This window comes from Stenotrophomonas sp. 71799_Sma (assembly GCF_056482505.1).
Map to the genome: position 1 here is coordinate 1,572,198 of NZ_CM151202.1, position 24,307 is coordinate 1,596,504.

Annotated in this window: 21 protein-coding genes; 12 read left to right on the plus strand and 9 right to left on the minus strand. The window is 66.2% G+C overall.

Annotated features, from left to right (window positions below):
• The first annotated feature begins 31 nt into the window (after positions 1–31).
• Positions 32–1,141 carry a polyamine ABC transporter substrate-binding protein gene (locus ACZK4Z_RS07230; protein WP_032127877.1) on the plus strand — a complete coding sequence of 370 codons (1,110 nt, stop codon included), beginning with the start codon at positions 32–34 and terminating at the stop codon, positions 1,139–1,141.
• Positions 1,142–1,180: 39 nt separating this feature from the next.
• Here the strand turns inward: ACZK4Z_RS07230 and ACZK4Z_RS07235 are convergent, their stop codons facing one another.
• On the minus strand, positions 1,181–2,473 hold the full coding sequence (locus ACZK4Z_RS07235; protein WP_478451264.1) for a flavin-containing monooxygenase: 1,293 nt from the start codon (positions 2,471–2,473) through the stop codon (positions 1,181–1,183).
• Positions 2,474–2,806: 333 nt separating this feature from the next.
• On the opposite strand from ACZK4Z_RS07235, the gene ACZK4Z_RS07240 reads away from it, so the two are divergent.
• The 8 genes from ACZK4Z_RS07240 to ACZK4Z_RS07275 all read left to right on the plus strand — a co-directional run bounded on the left by ACZK4Z_RS07240 (position 2,807) and on the right by ACZK4Z_RS07275 (position 13,098).
• A complete protein-coding gene (locus ACZK4Z_RS07240; protein ID WP_478451265.1) occupies positions 2,807–3,982 on the plus strand; it encodes an HlyD family secretion protein in 1,176 nt (391 codons plus the stop codon).
• The gene (locus tag ACZK4Z_RS07245; RefSeq protein ID WP_478451267.1) at positions 3,979–5,535 is read left to right on the plus strand and encodes a DHA2 family efflux MFS transporter permease subunit; all 1,557 of its coding nucleotides are present in this window, start codon (positions 3,979–3,981) and stop codon (positions 5,533–5,535) included. The genes ACZK4Z_RS07240 and ACZK4Z_RS07245 overlap by 4 nt, the downstream gene beginning before the upstream one ends.
• Positions 5,536–5,627: 92 nt before the next feature.
• Positions 5,628–7,088, plus strand: a complete 1,461-nt coding sequence (locus ACZK4Z_RS07250) for an efflux transporter outer membrane subunit (protein WP_478451537.1) — start codon at positions 5,628–5,630, stop codon at positions 7,086–7,088.
• 335 nt (positions 7,089–7,423) lie between these two features.
• The gene (locus ACZK4Z_RS07255) at positions 7,424–8,563 is read left to right on the plus strand and encodes a M35 family metallo-endopeptidase (protein WP_154262985.1); all 1,140 of its coding nucleotides are present in this window, start codon (positions 7,424–7,426) and stop codon (positions 8,561–8,563) included.
• 182 nt (positions 8,564–8,745) lie between these two features.
• Positions 8,746–9,882, plus strand: coding sequence for an ABC transporter ATP-binding protein (locus ACZK4Z_RS07260; protein ID WP_478451269.1), 1,137 nt, complete (start codon positions 8,746–8,748; stop codon positions 9,880–9,882).
• On the plus strand, positions 9,879–10,811 hold the full coding sequence (locus ACZK4Z_RS07265) for an ABC transporter permease subunit (RefSeq protein ID WP_478451270.1): 933 nt from the start codon (positions 9,879–9,881) through the stop codon (positions 10,809–10,811). Before ACZK4Z_RS07260 ends, ACZK4Z_RS07265 begins: the two co-directional genes overlap by 4 nt.
• Entirely contained in the window at positions 10,808–11,650 is an 843-nt protein-coding gene (locus ACZK4Z_RS07270; protein WP_478451272.1) for an ABC transporter permease subunit, read from the plus strand. Before ACZK4Z_RS07265 ends, ACZK4Z_RS07270 begins: the two co-directional genes overlap by 4 nt.
• 83 nt (positions 11,651–11,733) lie before the next feature.
• A complete protein-coding gene (locus ACZK4Z_RS07275) occupies positions 11,734–13,098 on the plus strand; it encodes an NAD-dependent succinate-semialdehyde dehydrogenase (RefSeq protein ID WP_478451273.1) in 1,365 nt (454 codons plus the stop codon).
• A 140-nt stretch (positions 13,099–13,238) separates the two neighbouring features.
• Here the strand turns inward: ACZK4Z_RS07275 and ACZK4Z_RS07280 are convergent, their stop codons facing one another.
• The 7 genes from ACZK4Z_RS07280 to ACZK4Z_RS07310 form a co-directional block, all read right to left on the minus strand.
• Entirely contained in the window at positions 13,239–14,261 is a 1,023-nt protein-coding gene (locus ACZK4Z_RS07280; protein WP_125893509.1) for a magnesium and cobalt transport protein CorA, read from the minus strand.
• 6 nt (positions 14,262–14,267) lie between these two features.
• Positions 14,268–15,494: a lipoprotein N-acyltransferase Lnb domain-containing protein gene (locus ACZK4Z_RS07285; RefSeq protein WP_478451538.1), complete on the minus strand. Its 1,227-nt coding sequence runs from the start codon at positions 15,492–15,494 to the stop codon at positions 14,268–14,270.
• 20 nt (positions 15,495–15,514) lie between these two features.
• Complete coding sequence (locus ACZK4Z_RS07290; RefSeq protein ID WP_005408827.1) at positions 15,515–16,396, minus strand: HlyC/CorC family transporter; 882 nt, start codon at positions 16,394–16,396, stop codon at positions 15,515–15,517.
• Positions 16,397–16,460: 64 nt separating this feature from the next.
• A complete protein-coding gene (locus tag ACZK4Z_RS07295) occupies positions 16,461–17,048 on the minus strand; it encodes a hypothetical protein (protein WP_201118615.1) in 588 nt (195 codons plus the stop codon).
• Positions 17,048–17,635, minus strand: coding sequence for a hypothetical protein (locus ACZK4Z_RS07300; protein ID WP_478451275.1), 588 nt, complete (start codon positions 17,633–17,635; stop codon positions 17,048–17,050). The genes ACZK4Z_RS07295 and ACZK4Z_RS07300 overlap by 1 nt, the downstream gene beginning before the upstream one ends.
• A gap of 62 nt (positions 17,636–17,697) precedes the next feature.
• Positions 17,698–18,183 (minus strand): rRNA maturation RNase YbeY, encoded by a 486-nt coding sequence (gene ybeY, locus ACZK4Z_RS07305; protein WP_049399905.1) that lies wholly within the window; start codon positions 18,181–18,183, stop codon positions 17,698–17,700.
• Positions 18,180–19,166, minus strand: a complete 987-nt coding sequence (locus ACZK4Z_RS07310) for a PhoH family protein (RefSeq protein ID WP_019337148.1) — start codon at positions 19,164–19,166, stop codon at positions 18,180–18,182. Before ACZK4Z_RS07310 ends, ybeY begins: the two co-directional genes overlap by 4 nt.
• Before the next feature lie 483 nt (positions 19,167–19,649).
• Between ACZK4Z_RS07310 and ACZK4Z_RS07315 the strand changes: the two genes are divergently transcribed.
• The 3 genes from ACZK4Z_RS07315 to ACZK4Z_RS07325 are packed head-to-tail and all read left to right on the plus strand — an operon-like array spanning position 19,650 to position 22,659.
• On the plus strand, positions 19,650–20,606 hold the full coding sequence (locus tag ACZK4Z_RS07315; protein WP_253143293.1) for an HlyD family secretion protein: 957 nt from the start codon (positions 19,650–19,652) through the stop codon (positions 20,604–20,606).
• A 20-nt stretch (positions 20,607–20,626) separates the two neighbouring features.
• Positions 20,627–21,550 carry an ABC transporter ATP-binding protein gene (locus ACZK4Z_RS07320; RefSeq protein WP_049399907.1) on the plus strand — a complete coding sequence of 308 codons (924 nt, stop codon included), beginning with the start codon at positions 20,627–20,629 and terminating at the stop codon, positions 21,548–21,550.
• A complete protein-coding gene (locus ACZK4Z_RS07325; protein ID WP_049399908.1) occupies positions 21,547–22,659 on the plus strand; it encodes an ABC transporter permease in 1,113 nt (370 codons plus the stop codon). The genes ACZK4Z_RS07320 and ACZK4Z_RS07325 overlap by 4 nt, the downstream gene beginning before the upstream one ends.
• 79 nt (positions 22,660–22,738) lie before the next feature.
• Here the strand turns inward: ACZK4Z_RS07325 and miaB are convergent, their stop codons facing one another.
• Entirely contained in the window at positions 22,739–24,157 is a 1,419-nt protein-coding gene (gene miaB / locus ACZK4Z_RS07330) for a tRNA (N6-isopentenyl adenosine(37)-C2)-methylthiotransferase MiaB (protein WP_125893521.1), read from the minus strand.
• Positions 24,158–24,307 lie beyond the last annotated feature (150 nt).

The following is a 24,307-nucleotide window of genomic DNA, read 5'->3' on the forward strand; positions in this document are numbered from 1 at the left end:
CGGCCCCCCTTTCCGCATTCTGGAGCACCCGATGAAGCTGCGTATCCTCACGCTCGGCCTGGCCTCCGCCATGCTCGCCGCCTGCAGCGGTGGCAACGGCGGCGCGCAGGACAGCCAGGTCCTGAACGTCTACAACTACAGCGATTACATCGCCGAGGACACCATCCCGACCTTCGAGAAGGAGAGCGGCATCAAGGTGACCTACGATGTGTTCGACAGTGATGAGATGGTCGAGACCAAGCTGCTGGCCGGAAACAGCGGCTACGACGTGGTGGTGCCGACCCTGAACTTCTTCGGTCGCCAGATCCAGGCCGGCGTGTTCCTGCCGCTGGACAAGAGCAAGATCCCGAACCTGGCCAACCTCGATCCGGCGGTGATGAAGCGCATCGCCACCCAGGACCCGGGCAACCAGTACGGCGTGCCGTACATGATCGGCACCACCGGCATCGGCTACAACGTGGAGATGCTGAAGCAGCGCTTCGGCGGCAGCACCGACATCGCCAACAGCTGGGACCTGGTGTTCAAGCCGGAGAACATCAGCAAGATGAAGGACTGCGGCGTGACCATCCTGGACACGCCGGCGGACATGATCCCGATCGCGCTGCATTACCTGGGCCTGGACCCGCACAGCGGCGACCCGGCCGAGCTGCAGAAGGCGGCCGACCTGCTGAAGTCGATCCGCCCGTACGTGCAGAACTTCCACTCCTCGCAGTACGTGGGCTCGCTGGCCAACGGCGGTACCTGCCTGGTGGTCGGCTGGTCGGGTGACATCATCCAGGCCCGCGATCGCGCCGAGGAAGCCAGCAATGGCGTGCACGTGGCCTACTCGATCCCGAAGGAAGGCGCCCCGCAGTGGTTCGACATGCTGGCGATCCCGAAGGATGCCAAGCATCCGGAAGCCGCGTACGCGTTCATCAACTACCTGCTGCAGCCGAAGGTTGCCGCGGCCAACACCAACTTCATCCACTACGCCAATCCGGTGCCGACCGCGACCCCGCTGGTGGATGAGGCGATCCGTACCGACCCGACCATCTACCCGCCGGCCGACGTGGCCGACAAGATGTTCACCTATTCGATCAACACGCCGGAAACCGACAAGCTCTACACCCGGCTGTGGACCGAGGTGAAGACCGGCCGTTAAGCCGGTCTGGCGCCGCCGGGCCATGCCCGGCGGATTGCTTCATCCTTGGCCGGGCGCGGTACCGCCGCCCTGGTCAAGGTGCCGCAGGATCGCCGGCAACAGGTCACGTGCATCGCGACCGCCGTTGCACAGGAACGACGAACTCATCCGCTGCAGGTTGTGCATGCCGATGAAGAACAGCCCCGGATGCGGTGAAACGCCGAACTCGCCGAGCGGATAGCCATGTGCGTCCAGCACGCCCTGCACGTCGAGCCAGGGCCATTCGGCGACGAAGCCGGTGGCCAGCACCACCGAGCGGATGCCTGCGGCCTGCAGATCCAGTTCACGCGGGGCGGCGTCCGGCTCCCAGTGCAGATAGACCTCGTCGGGAATGTAGCGGGCATCGTCGGTGCGTGGTTCGGGGCGCGTGGCGTAGTACGCGCTGGCCAGCGAATCGAGATAGGCATATTCGGTCCGTGTCGCCTCGATCGCGGTGCGCAGCTGCGGGCGCACATCGGCGAAGCGGGCGACGTTTCCATCGAAGCCCTGCAACCGGCCCAGCAACCTGATGCCTGCGCGGTGCATCGCCAGCAGGCTGATCGAGCTGCCCAGGCCGGCACGTCCCTTGCCGGAAATCAGCGGAAACTCCGCGGTGCGGGCCTTGCGCAGCGCATCCGGTTCTCCGGCCAGGACGGCGGCCGCTTCACTCACGTGCTGGTGGATGCGCCCGGCCATGTCCCACCAGGTCATCGAGTCTTTGCCGCGCAGCCGGCGGGTATGCGAATGCCGCTGGGCCAGTGACCAGTGCACGCTGCGACCGCTGTCGCGCAGGTCCTGGGCGATCTGCGCGCCGGACTGGCCACCGCCGATGACCAGCACGCCGCCGTCGGGCAGCTGGCGGGGGCTGCGGTAGTCGCCGGAGTGCAGCACCGTCAGACCCGGTGCGGGCGCGAAGGGGACCCGGGGCATCCGCGCGCGCCGGTATTCGCCGGTAGCGACCACAACCGCCCCAGCCCGGATCAATCCGTGGCTGGTTTCGATGGCATAGCCGCCCGATTCGGGCGTGACCCGCTGAACCGCACAACCTTCGCTGATCGGCAACGAACGTTCGTCGGCATAGTCGCGCAGCCGCCGGATCACCTCCGGGGCCCCCATGAAACCTTCCGGGTCGTCACCTGCATAGGCATGGCCGTGCAGGGCCATCGTCGCGTTGGCGGTGTTGGTCTGGAACGAATCCCAGCGCCGCTGCCAGCTGGCGCCCACGGTTTCGGCCTCCAGCACGCGATGCTCGACGCCGGCTTCCTGCAGGAGCGCGCTGAGGGACAGCCCGGCCTGGCCGGCGCCGATGATCACGACGTCAAGCGGCGTAGATGCGGGCGGGCAGCAGGGGAGAACCGGTGATGATTCGGATTGGGCCATGTCGGATTCCCTGGAGGGTCGATGTGATTCCCCAATGACAGCGCGTGCCGGGTCAATGATTTCCGCTCTGAAAAACGTTGCATCTGCATGGATTGGCCACGGGCCAAGGCGGAGGCGTTGGTCGCCGGGCGTCGGTATCGTTCTGCCAACGGGCCATTGGCGACATGACGATGGTCGGTTCTCACGCTGATGCGATGGCCACGTTCACTCCGCGTCGGCGCCGTCTGCCCTACCTTCCCGTACGGCACTGACCACAGCCACGAGACGATGACCGAACAGCCCCAGCGCGACGACACCGCCCACGACGATGAAAACGAGCGGCAGAAGGAGTACGCCAAGCCCTCACCGCTGAAGAACCCCAAGGTGCGGTGGATGCTGGCGATCATCGGCATCCTCGTCGTGCTGGTGCTGATCGCTTGGCTGGCCTATCACCTTCTGGTCGGCCGCTACCTGCAGGACACAAACAATGCCTACCTGCAGGCCGACGCCGTGGCGGTCGCCCCGCGCATCAACGGCTACGTCACCGAGGTGCTGGTGCAGGACAACCAGTGGGTCAAGGCCGGCGAACCGCTGCTGCGCATTGACCCGCGCACCTATCGCGCCACCCTGGACCAGGCCGAGGCGGTGATCGCCGTGCGCGAGGCCGATATCGCGGCGGCCACCGCCGGCGTACAGGGCCAGCAGTCCAGCCTGCTCCAGGCCCGCACCCAACTCACCGCTGCCACCGCCTCGCTGCGCTTCGGCAAGGCCGAGCTGGCCCGCTTCACCCCGTTGGCTGCCAGCGGTGCTGACACCCACGAACACGTGGAAAGCCTGCGTCACGACGTCGAACGCGCACAGGCACAGTACGATGCGGCCAGGGCGCAGATCCAGGGCGCGCAGAGCCAGATCGAAGCCAGCCAGGCGCAGCTGGAACAGGCTCAGGCCGGTCTGAAGCAGGCCCAGGCCGATGCCGCACAAGCGCGTGTCGCCTTCGAGGACACCGAGCTTCGCGCGCGCATCGATGGCCGTGTCGGCAACAAGACCGTACAGGTGGGACAGTTCGTCGCCGCCGGCACGCGCACCATGACCATCGTGCCGGTCGAGTCGCTGTACTTGAGTGCCAACTTCAAGGAAACCCAGGTGGGTCTGATGCGTGCCGGACAGCCGGCCGAGATCAAGGTCGATGCGCTGCCGGGCACGACCCTGCACGGCACGGTGGAAAGCATCTCGCCCGGCACCGGCTCGCAGTTCGCGCTGCTGCCGCCGCAGAACGCCACCGGCAACTTCACCAAGGTCGTGCAGCGCGTGCCGGTGCGCATCTGGGTGGACGCCGGTGCCGAGGCGCGCAAGGTGCTGGTGCCGGGCATGTCGGTGGAAGTGACCGTGGACACCCGCAACGCCAAGGACGCGCGCAAGCGCACCCAGGACGAGGCCGAGGCCACGGCCACGTCGGCGCGATGAATGCCACCACTGCCTCCGCAGGGCCCGCCGCCGAAGGCAAGGCCGATGCCGGTGCGTGGCTGGCCGTGGCGGCCGGCACCATCGGCTCGTTCATGGCCACGCTGGACATCTCCATCGTCAACGCGGCACTGCCCACCATCCAGGGCGAGGTCGGCGCCAGCGGCACCGAAGGCACCTGGATCTCCACTGCCTTCCTGGTCTCGGAAATCGTGATGATTCCTTTGACCGGCTGGTTCGTTCGAACCTTGGGCCTGCGCACGTTCCTGCTGATCTGCGCCACGCTGTTCACCGCGTTCTCGGTGATGTGCGGCCTGGCCGATTCGCTGCCGATGATGATCGCCGGCCGGGTAGGGCAGGGCTTTGCCGGCGGAGCGTTGATCCCTACTGCGCTAACCATCGTCGGCACGCGCTTGCCGCCGAAACAGCAGCCGCTGGGCACCGCGCTGTTCGGCATGACCGTCATCCTCGGCCCGGTGATCGGCCCGCTGCTGGGCGGCTGGCTGACCGAGAACGTCAGCTGGCACTACGCCTTCTTCATCAATGTGCCCATCTGCGCTGGCCTGATTGCCTTGCTGCTGCTGGGGCTGCCGCATGAGAAATCGAACTGGGTCGGGCTGCTGCGGGCCGACTGGCTGGGCATCGTCGGCATGACCGCCGGCCTGTCCGCGCTTACCGTGGTGCTGGAAGACGGCCAGCGCGAGCGCTGGTTCGAATCGAGCATGATCGTGGTGCTCAGCATCGTCTCGCTGCTGGGGTTCGCACTGCTGGCGCTCTCGCAGTTCATCAGCAAGGAGCCGGTCATCCGCCTCAACATCCTGTTCCAGCGCAGTTTCGGCGCAGTGTTCGTGATGGTGATGGCGGTGGGCATGATCCTGTTCGGTGTCATGTACATGATCCCGCAGTTCCTGGCGATCATCGCCGGCTACAACACCGAACAGGCCGGTTACGTGCTGCTGCTGGCCGGCCTGCCGACCATCCTGCTGATGCCGTTGATGCCGAAGATGCTCGAAACGGTGGACGTGCGCATCATGGTGTTTGGCGGGATGCTGTGCTTTGCCGCCGCCTGCTTCGTCAATCTGGGCCTGACCCCGGACAGCATCGGCCCGCACTTTGTCATCGGCCAGCTGTTGCAGGGCTGCGGGCTGGCGCTGGCGATGATGGCGCTGAACCAGGCCGCCATCACCTCGGTGCCGCGCGAATACACCAGCGATGCCTCGGGCCTGTTCAACGCCGCGCGCAATCTGGGCGGTTCGATCGGCCTGGCCATCATCTCCACCTTCCAGGAGCGCCGTACCACATTGCACGTGGATGCCATCGGCAGCAGCGTCACCGCCAATTCGACCGTGGCCCAGGATGCGCTGCATGCTTACGGCCAACAGCTGGGCGACGCCACGCAGGCGCTGGCGGTGCTGGCCCAGACCGTGCAGATGCAGGCGATGGTGATGGCCTACAACGACCTGTTCTGGATCTTCGGCCTGATCGTGGTGGCGACCCTGCCACTGGTTTTCCTGCTCAAGCCCCTGCCCAAGGGCGTTCCATTGGCGATGCACTGATGACTTCGACGACCTTGCCTGTTTCCCCGGCCCTGTCCCTTCGCCTGCGCCGCCTGTGGCCTGCCACGGTGCCGCTGCTGCTGGCCGGCTGCATGCTGGGGCCGGATTACGTGAAGCCGGACGTTGCCGGCGATGCCACCGCACAGGCACGGCTGCCACGCGCCGTGCAGGCCGACGTGCAGCCGGCCACGCCACCCAGCCAATGGTGGCGCGCGCTGAATGACCCGCTGCTGGACCAGCTGGTGGACGAGGCGCTGCGCAACAGCCCCAACCTGCGTGCGGCTCAGGCCAAGCTGCTGGCCTCGCGCGCGCTGCAGCGCCAGCGCCGCGCCGAGCAGCTGCCCAAGGTGGGGGCAGTCGCCGGCTACGCCAACGTCACGGCGCCCGATTCCCTGGAAGACAGCGTGCGCGGCCTTGGCGAGAACATCGCCGGCGTGGCCGAAGCCAACGGCCGCCCTCAGGAAGCTACGCAGCTGCGCGAGCAGTTCGCTGATATCGATCTTGACACCGAACTGTACGTGGCCGGTTTCGACGCCAGCTGGGAACTGGATCTGTTCGGGCGCCGACGCCGCGCAGCCGAGCAGGCAGCCGCCGAGGCCGAGGCCAATGCGGCAGCACTGGCCGACGCACAGGTGCAGCTGGCCGCCGAGCTGACCCAGGTCTACCTGGGCTACCGCAGCAGCCGCGAGCGTATCGCCCTGGCCGAACACAACCTCCGCGCCGCCGATGAAAGCCTGCAGCTGATCCGCCAGCGCCGCCAGCGCGGTGCAGATTCGGACCTTCAGGTGGAACGTGCGCAGGCCCAGCTGCAACAGCAGCAGGCCGCGCTGCCGCCACTGCAGGCACAGGCCGATGAGGCGCGCGATGTGCTGGCCCTGATGGTTGGCCGCGAGCCCGGTGCACTGGATGCGCGGCTGGCGGCGGACCAGCCGCTGCCAGCGCTGCCGGCCCGCGTGCCGGTGGATGATGCGGGCGCGCTTATCCAGCGCCGGCCGGATGTACGCAAGGCCGAGCGCGAGCTGGCAGCTTCGTCGGCGCAGATCGGCCAGGCCCTCTCGGCGTACTTTCCGCAGGTGACGCTGTTGGGCAGCATCGGCGCCGGAGCCACTTCGCTGTCCGACCTGGGGCGGGATTCGGCGGCCACGATCGTTGCTCCGTTCCTGCGCTGGTCGCTGTTGGATTTCGGCGTGAACAAGGCCCGTGTAGCGCAGGCCCGGGCGGGTAACGAGGCCAGGCTGGCGGCCTACGAGGGCACGGTGCTGGCGGCGCTGCAGGATGCGAACACCGCGCTGGCGCGGTTCGGCGCTGCGCGGCAGCAGTTGCAGGCCAGTGTCCGTGCCGAGGCTTCGGCCGACCGCTCGCTGGGCCTGATGAGCCAGCGTCGGCAGGCTGGGGCGACCTCGCAGATCGACCTGCTGGACGTGCAGCGCCAGCGCCTGCAGGCCCAGGATGCCGCCGCACAGGCGCGCCTGCAGCTGCTGGTGCGCTATGTGGCCCTGCAGAAGAGCCTGGGCCTGGGCTGGCAGGAGGCGCCGCCGGTGGCCATCCGCTGATGGCCCCGATGGGCATGGCGGGACGGCCGCTATCCACCGCCCGGGTGGTTGCCGATCGTTGGTCAGCGCGCCTTTAAGTGAAGGCGAATGCCGTGCAGTCCATCAGCGATGGAAGCAGCCACGATGAAAAGCGCTGCGGGGGCGCAGGGGTGAAGCGGGTGCAGCCGCTTTTCCCCCGCTGAGAATTCCGTGGAGCAGGGGCGCAGTGTCAGAAAACGCGGGAAAATGGCGAGTGGATCAGTATTCGTTCGTCGACTTCTTGCATTTTCATCCTCATGTCACGGATGCTTGTCGTCCATGCATCTCGTCGTCCATACATCTCAAGGAAGTGAACAATGAAAGCCATATCCTGGATTGGTTCCGCAATCATATTTCTGGCTGGGGCTGCTTCCGCAAATGCGCAGTTGTCCGTGCAGATGAAGCAGGCAGCAGGAGCCGCCATGGCTGACGTCGTGGTCCACGTCACCTACATCAATTCCGGCGCAGAGGCGCTCAGCATTCCCGAGAGGGGGCTGCCCAGAGTCCTGCAGGATGGAAGGCTGTGGAATGATGCGTTTCTTGTCGTTTCGCAAGATGGAGATGCAGCTGCATATCGCGGAATCATTGCCCACTTGAGTGCCGCAGCTCGAGAGAAGACGCTGACGCTGGAGCCTGGGCAGCGGCTTGTTCGACAGGTCAATCTTTCCCTTAACTATGAGCTTCGTCCAGGTCAGACATACAAGATTTCCGCTCCGATTCTTAGATACCGGATTCTTGACGGTACGGCGGCCGCAGGAGCGGCCGCGATCGACAAGGAGGCTTCCACATCTCCCGTCTCGATGCTGATCGTCGCTCCGCTGCCTCGTGCAGGCCAGCGCGCCGAAACTGCGCCGCAGGAGGCATCCCGAGTGGCATCCTGCCCGCCAGCCCGATTAAAGGAGGTAACGGCGGGAATTGCCGCTGCGGCGGGTATCGCCCGCAGTTCGAAGAACTATCTGGAGTCGCTTTATGGATATGAGTTTGGAGAATCATCCATTATCGTGACGTTCAAAGAGACTGCTCGCTACAGGTCGTGGTTCGGTGAGCATGGTGATCCTAACATCGCAAATCCGGTCAATGACCGGATCAGAAAGACAGTCTCGGGAGTCGCTACCCGGTTCGCATTGCTCAAGCAACCTTCTTGCGATTGCCCGGAAGAGATGGTTGGAGACACTAATGCCTGGATCTCCACTGCAGTTCCCTATGTTGTGAATTATTGCCCACGTTTTTTCGATCTCCCGGTAGGTCCCAATGTGCCCTCTGGGTCAAAGGCGGCGACCATCTACCATGAGGTAACTCATTTTTCCGATACCTTCGCACTTGGAACGACCGATTTGGACGAGCAGTTTCCAAGCCCGGAAGACGCGCGCTACGTCGCTAGGACGGCGCGTGATCTGGCATCTGAGCACTCATACGGATACGAGTACTTTGCTGACAATCATGGCAATGAGAACTGATCGGCGGCGCGTGAAGGGTGGTGTTACTTTGTAACAATTGTACTGGTGCGTGGGGGAGCGGGCGGGAATGACGGGGCCGCGGGCAATGCCTCGGCGTCCTCTTGCCAGCTCCCGTCATATCCCCTGCGGCCCCCGGCCGTTAGAATGGCGGCCGCTGTCCACCGCCCGCTCCCGGAGCCCCCATGCCCGTTGAAGCCCAGCCGGTAGCCACCGTCGTCGACACGACCGGTGCGCCCGGCTATCTCTCCATTCGTGACCTGCGCAAGGAATTCGACGGTTTCGTCGCCGTTGACGACGTCAATCTGGACGTGCGCAAGGGCGAAATCTTTGCCCTGCTCGGTGGCTCCGGCAGTGGCAAATCGACCCTGCTGCGCTGTCTGGGTGGCTTCGAGACGCCCACCAAGGGCAGCATCACCCTCGACGGCCAGCGCCTGGACGCGCTGCCGCCGTATCAGCGGCCGGTCAACATGATGTTTCAGTCCTATGCCCTGTTCCCGCACATGACGGTCGAGCAGAACATTGCCTTCGGCCTGAAGCAGGATGGCCTGGGTAAGGACGCGATCAGCAAGCGCGTCGGCGAGATGCTCGACCTGGTGCAGATGGGCCACCTGGGCGAGCGCAAGCCGCATCAGCTGTCCGGCGGCCAGCAGCAGCGCGTGGCGCTGGCGCGGTCGCTGGCCAAAGGGCCGAAGCTGCTGTTGCTGGACGAGCCGATGGGCGCGCTGGACAAGAAACTGCGCTCGCAGATGCAGCTGGAACTGGTCAGCATCATCGAATCGTCGGGTGTGACCTGCGTGATGGTCACCCACGATCAGGAAGAAGCGATGACCATGGCCACCCGCATCGCGGTGATGGATGCCGGCTGGATCCAGCAGGTCGGCAAGCCGGACGAGGTCTACGAGCAGCCGGCCAACCGCTTCGTCGCCGAGTTCATCGGTTCGGTCAACCTGTTCGACGGGGTGATCGACGAGGACCTTCCCGAGTACGTGACCGTGCGCTCGCCGCTGTTCCCGGCGCCGATCTACATCGCCCATGGCATCACCGGCTATGAAGGGCAGCCGGTCGCGTTCGCGCTGCGCCCGGAGAAGGTGATGATCGGCAAGGACGAGCCGGAAGGGCACACCAACAAGGCGCAGGGCGTGATCGAGGACATTGCCTACTTCGGCAGCCACTCGGTGTACCACGTGCGCCTGCCCAGCGGTGCCAAGGTACTGGCCAACTTCGCCAACTCGCAGCGCTGGGCCAGTGATGGCCTCACCTGGGGCGACGAGGTGTGGGTGCACTGGCGCGACAACGACGGCGTGGTGCTGACCTCATGAGCGTCGCCGGCCTGAAGCGCTGGTTGCCGGGGCTGCGTGGCACGGTGATCGGCATTCCGTATCTGTGGCTGCTGCTGTTCTTCGCAGTGCCGTTCCTGATCGTGCTGATGATCAGCTTCTCGCTCAGCCGGGTCGGCTCGCCGCCGTACACCTGGCTGCTGCAGTACGCCGATGGCGGCTTCTCGCTGAAGCTGAACCTGGAAAACTACCTGGCGCTGTTCCGCGACTCGATCTATGCGCAGGCGTTCCTGAGCTCGATCAAGATCGCGGCGATCTCGACCTTCCTGACCCTGCTGATCGGCTACCCGATGGCCTACGCCATCGCCCGCCTGTCGCCGGCCGCGCGTAACGTGGCGATGATGCTGGTGGTGCTGCCGTCGTGGACCTCGTTCCTGATCCGCGTGTATGCATGGAAGGCGATCCTGGACCGCAACGGCCTGCTCGACCAGTTCCTGCAGTTCACCGGCCTGCAGACGCTGATGACGTCGATGGGCCTGCCGAAACTGCAGCTGATCGACACCCCGACCGCCGCCTACATCGGCATCGTCTACTGCTACCTGCCGTTCATGGTGCTGCCGCTGTACGCCAACCTGGTCAAGCATGACCACCGCCTGCTGGAAGCCGCCTACGACCTTGGTGCCAAGCCGTGGCAGGCGTTCCTGCGCATCACCCTGCCGTTGTCCAAGGCCGGCATCATCGCCGGTTGCATGCTGGTGATGATCCCGGCGATCGGTGAATTCGTAATCCCGGAAATGCTGGGTGGCTCGGAGACGCTGATGGTGGGCCGCCAGCTGTGGAACGAGTTCTTCAACAACCGCAACTGGCCGGGCGCCTCGGCGATGGCGGTGGCAATGATCCTGTTGCTGCTGGTGCCGATCCTGCTGTTCAACCGTTCCCAGCAGCGCCTGCTGGAAGGGAAGCAGGCATGAGCCCGCGTAGCGCAAAGGGCCTCGGGCTGGGTGTGCTGCTGCTCGGCTTCGCCTTCCTGTACCTGCCGATCCTGTTGTTGATGTTCTATTCGTTCAACAGCTCGCGGCTGGCGATGGTCTGGGCCGGGTTCTCTACCCGCGCCTACAGCGACCTGTTCGCCGACCGCGCGCTGATGGATGCGATGTGGACCAGCCTGGTGGTCGCGTTCTGGACCGCCTGTACCGCCACCGTGCTGGGCACGCTGGCGGCAATGGTGTTGACGCGCTTCAAGCGCTTCCGTGGCAAGCCGCTGTTCGGCGCGCTGGTGACCGCGCCGCTGGTGATGCCGGATGTGATCCTGGGCTTCTCGCTGATGGCGCTGCTGGCCTCGATGGGCGCGATTCCCGGCTTCCCGGCGCGCGGCCTGACCACCATCTGGATCGCCCACGTCACCTTCACCCTGTGCTTCGTCACCGTGGTGGTGTCCTCGCGGCTGCAGGAAATGGACCTGTCGCTGGAAGAAGCCGCGATGGACCTGGGCGCGAGCCGGCTGACCGTGTTCGGGCGCATCACCCTGCCGATCATCGCGCCGGCGCTGGTGGCCGGTTGGCTGCTGGCGTTCACCCTGTCGCTGGATGACGTGGTGGTGGCCAGCTTCGTCGCCACGCCGGGCTCGACCACGCTGCCGATGAAGGTGTTCGCCTCGGTGCGCATGGGTATCAGCCCGAAGATCAATGCACTGGCCACGCTGCTGGTGTCGGCGGTATCGATCGCCGCGGTGATCGGCTGGTACATCAACGCCCGCGCCGAGAAACGGCGCCAGCGCGACCTGCAGCTGGCGCGGCAGGAAAACGGCTGAGCACACGGTTTGTCGACAGCGTCGGCAACATCCGGCTCACGGCCGGCGGCGCACAATGGGGGTCTTCCAGATGGAGATCCCCCATGACCGTCGAGATTGTCGACCCGGCCACCGGCCAGGTGACCTACCGCCATGAACTGATGGGTGCTGCCGACATCGAGCAGCGCCTGCAGGCTGCTGCCGATGCCTTCCCCGGCTGGGCCGAGCGCTCGCTGCAGGAGCGGGGGGCGATCCTCAAGCAGATCGCTGGCCAACTGCGTGCGCGCCGCGATGATCTGCAGCAGGCGATGACCCACGAGATGGGCAAGCTCAAGGCAGAGGCGTTGGCCGAGGTCGACAAGTGCGCGGCGGCCTGCGAGTTCTACGCCGACCACGCAGCTGATTATCTCAAGCCGCAGCTGATCGACACCGAAGCCCAGCGCAGCTATGTGCGCTACGAGCCGATCGGCTGCGTGTTCGCGGTGATGCCGTGGAATTTCCCGATCTGGCAGGTGTTCCGTTTCCTCGCCCCGGCGTTCATGGCAGGCAACGTGGCCCTGCTCAAACACGCCAGCAACGTGCCGCAGTGCGCCGACCTGATCCTGGCGGTATGCCGTGACGGTGGCCTGCCTGACGGCGTGTTCGATGTGCTGCACATCGACAACGACCAGGCGGCCGAGGTGCTGCGCGACGCACGGGTGAAGGCGGTGACACTGACCGGCAGCGAGCGGGCAGGGCGCTCGATCGCGTCCAACGCGGGCAGCCAGCTGAAGAAGTCGGTGATGGAGCTGGGTGGCAGCGATGCCTTCGTGGTGCTCGACGATGCCGACCTCGACAAGACCGTGGCGGCTGCGGTGAAGTCGCGCTTCGATAACAGCGGGCAGACCTGCATCGCGGCCAAGCGCTTCATCGTGGTCGAGGCGGTGGCCGATGAGTTCACCCGGCGCTTCGTGGAAGCCGCGGCCGAGCGCCAGTACGGTGATCCGGACGAGCGCGGTACCACGCTGGCGCCGATGGCCCGTGCCGATCTGCGTGACGAACTGCACAAGCAGGTGCAGGCCAGCGTGGCCAAGGGCGCGCGGGTACTGCTGGGTGGTGAGCCGATTGCGGGTACACATGCCGGCTATCCGGCCACCGTGCTCGATCAGGTCGGCCCGGGCATGCCGGCCTACGACGAGGAGCTGTTCGGGCCGGTGGCTGCGGTGATCCGTGTCGCTGACGAGGCCGAGGCACTGCGCGTGGCCAACGACACCCGCTTCGGCCTGGGCGGCAGCGTGTGGACGCGCGATCCGGTGCGCGGCGAACGTTTCGCGCAGCGCATGGAATGCGGTGCCGCGTTCGTCAACGCCATCGTCAAGAGCGACGCGCGGCTTCCGTTCGGCGGCAGCAAACAGTCCGGTTTCGGCCGGGAGCTGGCCGACCACGGCATCCATGAGTTCATGAACATCAAGACCGTCTACGTGGCTTGATGCCGAACGGTAGTGCCGGCCGCTGGCCGGCATTGCCTGGTTGCCGGCCAGCGGCCGGCACTACCAGAAGCGGGTCATGCGCCACGGCCAACGGTCGTGGCCTACCTGCGCGGTGGGTATCGACCGTTGGTCGATACCCCTCACAACCACTTCGCGCGCTTGAACAACCGGTACAGCCCCACGCACACACCGCCCACGCCCACGATCATCAGCGGGTACGACCACGGCTCGCTCAACTCCGGCATGTGGCTGAAGTTCATGCCGTACCAGCTGGTGATCAGCGTCGGCGCCGCCAGCAGCGCGGCCCATGCGCCCAGGCGCTTGACCGTCTCGCCCTGCGCCAGCGTCACCAGCGACAGGTTCACGCTCAGCGCGGTGCCCAGCATCTCACGCAGGGTGTCGATCACATCGCTGATGCGTACTGCGTGGTCGTGGACGTCGCGGATGTACAGCTTCACTTCGTCGGGGATCAGCTCGCCCTGGTAGCGGCGCAGCTGCGCCAGCACATCCTGCAGCGGCGCCACCGCCATCCGCATCTTGTTCAGTTCGCGCTTGAGCTCGTACAGCCGCACCACCGTGCTGCGCTTGTAGGTGTCGGCGAAGATGTCCTTTTCCAGCAGGTCCAGGGTGTCGCGGAAGCGGTGCACGATCGGCAGGTAGTTGTCGACCACGAAGTCGGTCACCGCGTACAGGCAGTACGACGGGCCCATCTTCAGCAGCTGCGGCTCGCGCTCGACGCGTGCGCGCACCGGCGCGTAGGACAGCGAGGCGCCGTGGCGGACCGTCACCAGGAAGCGCGGGCCGAGGAAGGCATGGGTTTCGCCATACTGGATGCGTTCGTCGACCATCTGCGCGGTGGTCACCACCACGAACAACGAGTTGCCATAGGTCTCGACCTTGGGCCGTTGGTGCGCGTTGCGCGCATCCTCGATGGCCAGGTCGTGCAGGCAGAATTCTTCCTGCAGTTTCAGCAGCACGTCTTCGTTGGGGTCGTACAGGCCGACCCAGACGAAGCCGTTGCCGCTGGCAATGACATCGCTGATGGCATCCAGGCTGATGTCGTGGCGCTTGCCCTCGTCATCGTAGTGGACGCAGTTGATGACGCAGGTAGGGTTGGCCGAAGCGGGGGCGGAAGCGGAGGCGGGCAATGACATGCCCGCCATCGTGCGTCAGGGCCGTGTTTCGGACAAGTGAGGACGACGCGCCAGCACCCACGCCAGTGCCACGTGCACCGGCAGCAGCAGCACGATCCACTGCACGTTGTACTGCGCCTGCAGGCTCAGCCAGTGCAGCACCAGCGCGGCCACCGCCTGTACCGCCAGCAGCCACAGCACGATCCTGAACATGCGTCCCGGCACGCGCCGGCGCAGCAGTGCGATCGCGCCCGGCAGCAGCAGCACGGCCAGTGGCGAAAGCAGCAGCAGGTTGCGGTTGGCCCATGCGGCGTAGTGGATGCTGAAGCCCCACAGGAACACCAGCACGCCACCGAACAGGGCGCACAGCAGCCAGAACGGCAGGGCCAGCCCGGCCAGCAGGCGCGGGCGGTTGCGCAGTGCCAGCACGCCAGCGGCGATCACCAGGCCGCACAGCAGCCACGGCCACCAGCGGCGTGCGAACTCCTTCGGCTCCGGATCGATGCGGTGCGGCAACAGTTCCTGTTCGGACTGCACCAGCGGCCGGCCATCGCTGTTGCGTGCCTGGCGCAGGGCATCGGCCAGGCGCATCGGGACGAACGCTTCCTGCCAGCGCGACAGCGGCTGGTCGGCGAACGGTCCGAGGCCCACATCGAAGCCCAGCCACATCCATGGTGCCGGCGAGGCCAGACGGACCGATTCACTGCGATAGGTGTTGCCACGCGAGCGTCCCGACAGCTGCGACTGCAGGCCGCCGCCGAGCGCCTTGTCCAGCGTGTCGCGCACCATCGTCGCGCAGTTGGCGGTGTAGTAATCGTAGTGGTAACGCGCGTTTTCCGGCTTGGCCCGCTCGGCCAGGCCGGCGGCCAGCGAGCGCGCCTGGTCCGGGCGCAGGTCCAGCCATTGCACGCTGGCGCCACGGCCGGTCTCGTCGTAGTACGACAGGTCCTGCTGCAGCGGCAGCGCCACCAGGTAGTACATCATGTCGCCGCGCGCGAAGCGGCTGATGAAATCGTCCTCGGACGGATCGAAGTAGCCGAAGTTGTACGAGGTCGCTTCACCGCTGAGCGGATCGACCACCACGATGGCGTCATGGCCGAAGCGTTCGAAGAACACCGTGCCCGGCTGCATGGTCACCACGCCGATGCGCGGAGCAGGGGCTTCAGCGCTGGCCGCGGGCACGGCAGGTGTGGCCGGCGCCGCCTGCGCGACGGCGGCCAGCGGCAGGGCCATGGCGAGCACGTAGAGTGCCAGCCACACCATGAGGATCAGGCCGCGGCGCTTCAAGCGTCGTCCTGCGCGTCCGGCGGCAGCACGGTCACGTGGAAGGCCTGTACCCGGCGCGCATCGGCGCGGGCCACGCGGAACATGAAGCGGTCCAGCGCCAGCTCGTCACCGACTTCCGGCAGGTGGCCCACGGCCTCGGTGACCAGGCCGCCGATGGTGTCGTAGTCCTCGTCGGAGAACGTCGCGCCGAAACGCTCGTTGAAGTCGCCGATCGGGGTCAGCGCGTCGACCACGTACTGGCCGTCGGACTGGATCGCGATCTGCGCCGAGGGATCCTCGGCCTCGTCATGCTCATCGTCGATCTCGCCGACGATCTGTTCCAGCACGTCCTCGATGGTGACCAGGCCGGCGACACCGCCGTACTCGTCCACCACGATGGCCATGTGGTTGCGCGACAGGCGGAATTCCTTCAGCAGCACGTTGAGCTTCTTCGCTTCCGGGATCAGCACCGCCGGGCGCAGCAGCTCGCGCACGTTGGCCGGGCCGTTGTCGGCAACCACGCCGCGCAGCAGGTCCTTTGCCAACAGGATGCCAAGGATGTCGTCCTTGTTCTCGCCGTGTACCGGGAAGCGCGAATGGCCGGATTCGACCACCTGCTTCATCAGTTCCAGGAAGGGCGCTTCAACCGGCAGCGAGACCATCTGCGAGCGCGAAATCATCACGTCGCCCACGGTCAGCTCGGCCACTGAAATGGCGCCTTCCATCATCTTCAGGGTATCGGCGGCGATCAGACCCTCTTCCTGCGCAGTGTGCAGGACAGCGACCAGCTCGTCGCGGGTATGGGGTTCGCCGGAGAAGGCGGAGGTCAGGCGTTCAAGCCAGCCGCGCTTCTTTTCACTGTGCTCCGCAGGGGAGCTACTACTGTCGTCTTCTGACATCTCTGGAAAAAAGGCACCCGGCAGGCCGGGCGTTGACCCAAGTCTAGCAGGATGTGACGGCCTGTCAGTGACTGCCGGTGGCCGGGGTTGGGGCGGCCGGGGCCGGCTCCTCCTCGGGCAGGTCCAGGCTGTAGGTGCAGCCGGCCAGGGTCTTGCCGGGGTGGGAGGCCACGGTGGAGACGCTGAGGATGATCGACTCGATCTGGGCCTCGCCGGTCTTCGGGTCGGTCACGTCGCGGCTGACCAGTTCGCGGCCGGCCATGAACTTGCCGTCCTGGTCGTAGCCGGTCTCCAATTCCAGCCGTTTGGCCAGCGGGCGTGGGTCGGCCTGGTCGAGCACCGCCATGATGCTGGCGCCGGCCACCGCCACCCGCTCGGTCTGTTGGCCGAAGACGGTGATCGGGCTGGCCAGCCGGAACTCGCTCATGAACTGGTTGCCCTGCGGCAGCGGTTGCAGGCCCTGGGCCACGGCCTTCAGCGGATCGGCCAGCAGCGGCGCCAGCGCGGCCTGCTCGGCCACGCCCTGGCGGCATTCGATCAGGGCCGGCAGGTCCAGGCGGGTGGCGAAGGCGGAGGGAGCGGCGAGGGCACAGAGCAGGGGCAGGCAGCAGCGCAGTGACACGGTCGGTTTCCGCAGGCGAAGGGCCGCCATCATAGCCCCGGCGAGCGCCGGAACAGCCCGTTGAGAAGGCGCAGGAAACCGGTCATCGCCCGCCGTACGACCATCAGTGAGAGCGTCAACATGACCGCAAGCATGGCGACCTGCATCGATTGCCCCGCGATGCGCGCCACCGCCGGCCACAGGCCCGGGCTGGTCAGCCAGGGCATCAGTTCCACTGCCGCGGTCCTGGCCACTTTCATGTAGATCACAGCCAGCACGAACAGCACCAGCAGCGAGGTACGGCTGGCGTGGAAGAACGGGAGTGCGTTCACGGAGCGGCCCAGGCGGCGGTGCACGATCATCCGCCACAGGAGCGGAAGGGTCAGTGCACCCACCAGCGTCAGCACCATCGACGTTTCAAGCAGACCGGGGAGATGGGCCGGTTCCAACCGTCCGCTGAGGTGCGGGCCGATCATGCCGATCGCCAGCCCGGCCAGCAGGCACAAGGGCGAGAGCAGGGCCAGGCTGCGCAGCAGCCAGTGCCTGCCGCTGGGTTCGTGGGCGCTGATGCGGCGCACGGCATACGCGCCCAGCACCAGCAGCATGGCGAACAAGGTGGCGCCGATCACAAACATCATTGAGCCGTTTCCCGAGGTCATCCTTGTTCCTCTCGTGTTCCTGGCGACGGGCGGTGGCCCGCTCAGCGCTCGCCCGCGTATGGATCGTCGATGCCCAGCTCGGCCAGGATTTCCCGCTCCAGCTGCTCCATCGCCTCGGCTTCCTTGTCGTCCTCGTGGTCCCAGCCGAGCAGGTGCAGCACGCCGTGCACGGTCAGATGCGCGTAATGGGCATTGAGCGCCTTGCTCTGTTCATCGGCCTCCCGTGCCACGACCGGAGCACAGATCACCAGGTCACCCAGCAGCGGGAATTTGACGCCCTTGGGCAGGCCTTCGGGCACTTCGGCCGGGAAGCTGAGCACGTTGGTGGCGTAGTCCTTGCCGCGGTAATGGCGGTTCAGTGACTGTCCTTCCTTGGCATCGACCACGCGGATGGCCAGATCGGCCTCGCGGATGCGGCCCTTCAACGCGGCGGCCACCCACTTGCGGAAGCTCACTGCCGCCGGCAGGCCGGCGCGCGGCAGGGCATAGCTGACGGCGACGTCCAATCGCACGGGACCACGGGTCATGGAGTTGCTCCAGGTTGGATCTGATGCAGGTCGCGGCGGTCGTACGCGCTCACGATGCGCGCGACCAGCGGGTGGCGGACCACGTCACGGGATTCGAAGAAGGTGAAGCTGACGCCCTCGACCTCACGCAGCACGTCGATGGCGTCGCGCAGGCCGGACTTCACGTGCTTGGGCAGGTCGGTCTGGGTCAGGTCACCGGTGACCACCGCAGTGGAACCGTAGCCCAGGCGGGTCAGGAACATCTTCATCTGCTCGATGGTGGTGTTCTGTGCTTCGTCCAGGATCACGAACGCATCGTTGAGCGTGCGGCCGCGCATATAGGCCAGCGGCGCGATCTCGATGACGTTCTTCTCCAGCAGCTTGACCACCTTTTCCACGCCCATCATCTCGTACAGGGCGTCGTACAGCGGTCGCAGGTAGGGATCGACCTTCTGGCTCAGGTCGCCGGGCAGGAAGCCAAGCTTCTCGCCGGCCTCCACCGCCGGGCGCACCAGGATCAGGCGCTGCACCCGCGATTCATTCAGGGCTTCGACCGCGCTGGCCACGGCCAGGAAAGTCTTGCCGGTGCCGGCCGGGCCGATGCCGAAGTTGATGTCGTGGGTGGCGATCTGGTGCAGGTAACGGCCCTGGTTGGCGCCGCGGCCGCGCACTGTGCCGCGCTTGACCTTGATCGCAACCTCCTGCGCTTCGTAGGAGCGCTCGGCGATCTGCTCGACATTGGCCTGCGCCAGGCGCAGGTGGATGGCGTGGTTGTCGAAGGTCGTTTCGCCGGCTTCGGCGTACAGCGCTTCAACCAGCTTCTGCGCCTCGACGATGGCTTCGTTGGGGCCGCTGATGCGGAACACGAAGCCACGATTTGCGATCTCCACGCCGAGCTTCAGCTCGATCTGGCGCAGGTGCCCGTCGAAGGGGCCGCACAGGTTGGCCAGTCGCTCGTTGTCTTCCGGCGACAGGGTGAAGTCTCGATGATCGATGCTTTTCATTGCTTGGGGTGGGGCGGACGCCTTCCACCGCAGTGTATTCAGGGAGGACAAGGGTAGCGCGCGTGCGGGGCACACGGCCAGCAGACGGTCGATACAGCGTTTTCCACACCCGGTGTGGACGGGGCACGCGGAAACCTGTGGATAGACCTTCGCAATGCTTGTGCCACAAGGCCCATGAGGTCCTGGTGAAAAAAGCGTCATGGTCGCCGGTCGCTACGGCAGCACTGCCACGGGGCGCCTGCACGGGGGGCATTCATCGTGATGGCAGTGCAGGTTTCGTTGCCGGGCGAGCAACAGCGCCGGGTCCTGCCGGATTTCCACAACGGTTGTGGAATGATGCCGAATCAACCTGTGGATAGGTGGTGCGGAGCCTTGCAGCAAAAGGCTTGCCCACGCGTGGTGAAAAAACCGTCAGGGCTGATTGGAATCATTGAGGGTGCACGGGGCACATGGCACCGTGTCGCCGTCGCAGGAGGGGATGGCATGGGCATCGGCAACGGGATGCGTGGAATCGGACTGGCGGGCATCGGCCTGCTGGTGGGGTGTGGGCAGTCAACGCCGACTGCGCTGGGCACGCTGGAGTGGGACCGGATCACGGTGCCGGCACCGGCGGCCGAAGTGATCGCCACGGTGGAGGTGCGCGAGGGCCAGCAGGTCAAGGCCGGGACCGTGCTGATGCAGCTGGACCCGGCGCGGGGAGACGCGCAGTTCGCCGCAGCGCAGGCTGATACGGCGCGTGCGCAGGCGCAGCTGGAAGAACTGCAGATCGGCCCACGCCAGGAGCAGATCGCTCAGGCCCAGGCACAACTGGCCGCGTTGCGCGCACAGGCTGCCGAAGCAAGTGCCTATTACCGACGGGTCCAGCCGTTGGCGCAGCAGCGCCTGATCGCCGCCGCCGAACTGGATCGCGCACGTGCCGCCGCCGGCAATGCCGAGGCCAGCGTGCGTGCCGCCGAACAGGCCTGGCTGGAGCTGGTGCATGGCAGCCGCGCGCAGGACATCGCCCAGGGCCAGGCCGCCGCCGAAGCCGCACAGGCACAACAGGTAGTGCAGGGGGTCAACCTGCAGAAACTGCAGCTGCGCGCGCCACGCGATGGCGTGGTCGATGCCTTGCCGTACCGGCAGGGTGACCAGGCCCCCATCGGCGCACCGCTGGCGGTGATGCTGGTCGGCGAGCGCCCCTATGCGCGTGTCTACCTGCCGCAACCGCTGCGTCTGCAGGTCACCGTCGGGCAGGCCGCGCAGATACAGCTGGAAGGCGGCAACACCGTGCTGAAGGGGCATGTACGTGCGATCCGTAGCGAACCATCGTTCACGCCGTACTACGCACTGACCGGCGATGACGTCGAACGGCTGAGCTATCTGGCCGAGATTGAAGTGGACGGGAACAGCGACATGCAGAAACTGCCAGCGGGTCTTCCGGTACAGGTGCGCTTCTGAACACCGGTGCGGACATCGCGGTGCATGCGCAGGGCCTGACCCGCCGCTTCGGCGAGCTGCTGGCCGTGGACAACGTCGACCTGACCGTACCGCGCGGACAGGTATACGGTTTTCTGGGCCCGAACGGGTCTGGCAAGTCGACCACCATCCGCATGCTGTGCGGCCTGCTGGAACCCAGCGCAGGGCAGATCGAGGTGCTGGGGTTGGCGGTTCCCGAGCAGGCCGAAGCGCTGCGCCGACGCATCGGCTACATGACCCAGCGCTTCTCGTTGTACGAAGATCTGTCGGTGCGCGAGAACCTGGAGTTCCTCGCCGCCATCCAGGACCTGCCGCGCGCACAGGCCCGGCAGCGGGTCGACGAACTGCTGCAGCAATACCGGCTGCAGGACCGCCAGCCACAACTGGCTGGCACGCTCAGTGGTGGCCAGAAGCAGCGCCTGGCCCTGGCCGGTGCCGTGGTGCATTCGCCCGAACTGCTGTTCCTGGACGAGCCGACCAGTGCGGTCGATCCCGAATCGCGCCGCGATTTCTGGGAAGCCCTGTTCGAGCTGGCCGATGCCGGTACGACGGTGCTGGTGTCGACCCACTACATGGACGAGGCCGAGCGTTGCCACCGGCTGGCGATCCTCGATCGAGGCGCGCTGGTGGCCGATGGCACGCCGGCCGAACTGTGTGCACGGCTGGACGGCCGCACGCTGCAGGTCACCTCGACGCAGCCGCGCCAGGCCAGCCGCGCACTGTCTGAGCTGCCCGGCGTGCTGAGCGTGGCGCAGATCGGCACCCAGCTGCGGGTATTGTGCAGCGAGGATGTCGCGGACGCCGCCGCATTGCGGCGCGCGCTGGCCAGCGCCGATCCTCAGGCCCGCATCGAGGCGGTGGCACCGAACCTGGAAGACGTGTTCGTGGCGGCCACCCGCGGCCGTGGCCGGGAGCCGGCGGCATGAACCTGCGCCGCCTGTGGGCGATCATGCTCAAGGAGCTGCGGCAGCTGCGCCGCGACCGCATCACGCTGGCGATGATCGTCGGCATTCCGGTGATGCAGCTGCTGCTGTTCGGCTACGCGATCAATCTCAACCTGCGCCATCTCAACGCCGGTGTCGCCGACCAGGCCAACAGCGCGGCGTCACGCGCGCTGGTGCAGGACATGGTCGCCACCGGCGTGATCACGCCGCGCAGCGAGGCGTACACGCCCGATCAACTGATGCAGGCGCTGCGCCGTGGCGAAATCAGTGTCGGCATCGTGGTGCCGGCCGACTTCGAGCGTCGTCGCTTCGATGGACGCGAGGCGGTGCAGGTGCTGGTCGATGGCAGCGACACCGTGGTGCAGAGCGCGGCGATCCAGCTGGCGCAGGTGCCGCTGGATACGCGCCCGACCAGCAACACGCGGCCGCTGCGCGAAGGCAGCATCGCTGGTGGTCCGATCAGCGTGACCAGCTTCTACAACCCGCAGCGGCGTTCGGCGGTGAACATCGTGCCGGGCCTGATCGGGGTGATCCTGACCATGACCCTGGTGATGTTCACGGCCGTAGCGGTGGTGCGCGAACGCGAGCGCGGCAACATGGAACTGCTGATCGCCACACCGGTGTCGCGCAGCGAACTGATGGTCGGCAAGGTGCTGCCCTATGCGGCCATCGGTCTGCTGCAGACCACGCTGGTATTGGTGCTGGGCACCTGGCTGTTCCAGGTGCCGATCCGCGGCAGCCTGCTGGACATCTATCTGGCCGCGGTGCTGCTGGTGCTGGCCAACCTGGCGCTGGGCCTGCTGATCTCAACGCGCGCGCGCTCGCAGTTCCAGGCGATGCAGATGACGTTGTTCCTGTTCCTGCCGTCGATCCTGCTGTCGGGCTTCATGTTCCCGTTCGCCGGCATGCCACGGCCGGTGCAGTGGCTGGCCGAAGTGCTGCCGCTGACCCACTTCCTGCGCCTGGTGCGCGGCATCATGCTGCGCGGCGCCTCGCTGTGGGAGCTGTGGCACGATGCACTGGCGCTGCTGGCCTTCATCGTGGTGATGATGACCCTGGCGATCCTGCGCTTCCGCAAACGGTTGGATTAGGGCATGCCATCCGGTAGTGCCGGCCGCTGGCCGGCATCAACTCCGGTGGGTGCCGACCGTTGGTCGGCACACCCTAACCTTATTCCGCCACCACGCGCGCGCGCAGCGAATTGGTCAGCGCTTCGGTGATCACCACGTCCACGAACTGGCCGATCAATCGTGCCGGCGCCGGGAAGTTCACCGAACGCATGTTCTCGGTCTTGCCGGTCAGCTCGTTCGGGTTCTTGCGCGAAGGGCCTTCCACCAGCACGGTCTGCACGGTACCGACCATCTTCTCGGAGATGCCGGCGGCATGCGCATTGATGCGTTCCTGCAGGCGCGACAGGCGCGCGTGCTTCTCGGCATCGCTGATCGTGTCCTCCAGATCCGCAGCCGGTGTACCCGGGCGACGCGAATAGATGAAGGAGAAGCTGTGGTCGAAGCCGATGTCCTCGATCAGCTTCATGGTCTTCTCGAAGTCGGCATCGGTCTCGCCGGGGAAACCGACGATGAAGTCCGAGCTGATCGAGATGTCCGGGCGCACCGCGCGCAGCTTGCGGATCTTCGACTTGAATTCCAGTGCGGTGTAGCCACGCTTCATCGCCGACAGCACGCGGTCGCTGCCTGCTTGTACCGGCAGGTGCAGGAAGTTGGCCAGCTGCGGCACGTCGCGGAACGCGTCGATCAGCGAATCGCTGAACTCCAGCGGATGCGAGGTGGTGAAGCGGATGCGGCCGACGCCATCGATCTCGGCGATGGTGCGGATCAGCAGGCCGAGGTCGGCGAACTCGCCGTCCCCATAGGGCCCACGGTAGGCGTTGACGTTCTGGCCGAGCAGGTTGATCTCACGCACGCCCTGTGCAGCCAGCTGCGCCACCTCCACCACCACGTCCTCGAACGGGCGGCTGACTTCGGTACCGCGGGTGTAGGGCACCACGCAGAACGAGCAGTACTTGGAACAACCTTCCATGATCGAGACGAAGGCCGAAGCACCTTCGGCGCGTGGCTCGGGCAGGCGGTCGAACTTCTCGATCTCAGGGAAGCTGATGTCCACCTGCGGGCGCTTCTGCTCGCGCCGTGCACGGATCAATTCCGGCAGGCGGTGCAGGGTCTGCGGGCCGAACACCAGGTCGACGAACGGCGCGCGCTTGATGATTGCCTCGCCTTCCTGCGAAGCGACGCAGCCGCCCACGCCGATGATGACCTCGCGGCCCTTGTTCTTCAGGCTCTTCCATACGCCCAGCTGGCTGAATACCTTCTCCTGCGCTTTCTCGCGGATGGAGCAGGTATTGACCAGGATGACGTCGGCGTCGTCCGGGCTGTCGGTCAGTTCCAGCCCATCGCTGGCGGCAAGCACGTCGGCCATCTTGGCCGAGTCGTACTCGTTCATCTGGCAACCGTGGGTCTTGATGTACAGCTTGCCTTTCACCTGGTCGGGCTTGCGCGGACCGGCGGGCAGGGCAACGAGCGGGGTACCGCCCGGCGTGGCGGGCGGAAAGACGTCTGGCGTCCCGGTCATGGCGCTTAATCCATTCGGGTGGCGGGAAAGCGGGCAATTCTACCCGCATCCCAGCGCGCGCGCCGGCCCAGTAGAGCCAGGCCATGCCTGGCTGCTTTCCGTCCCGCAGGCACGGCGGGCGGGTCATGCACGCATGGCGTGGATCTACTG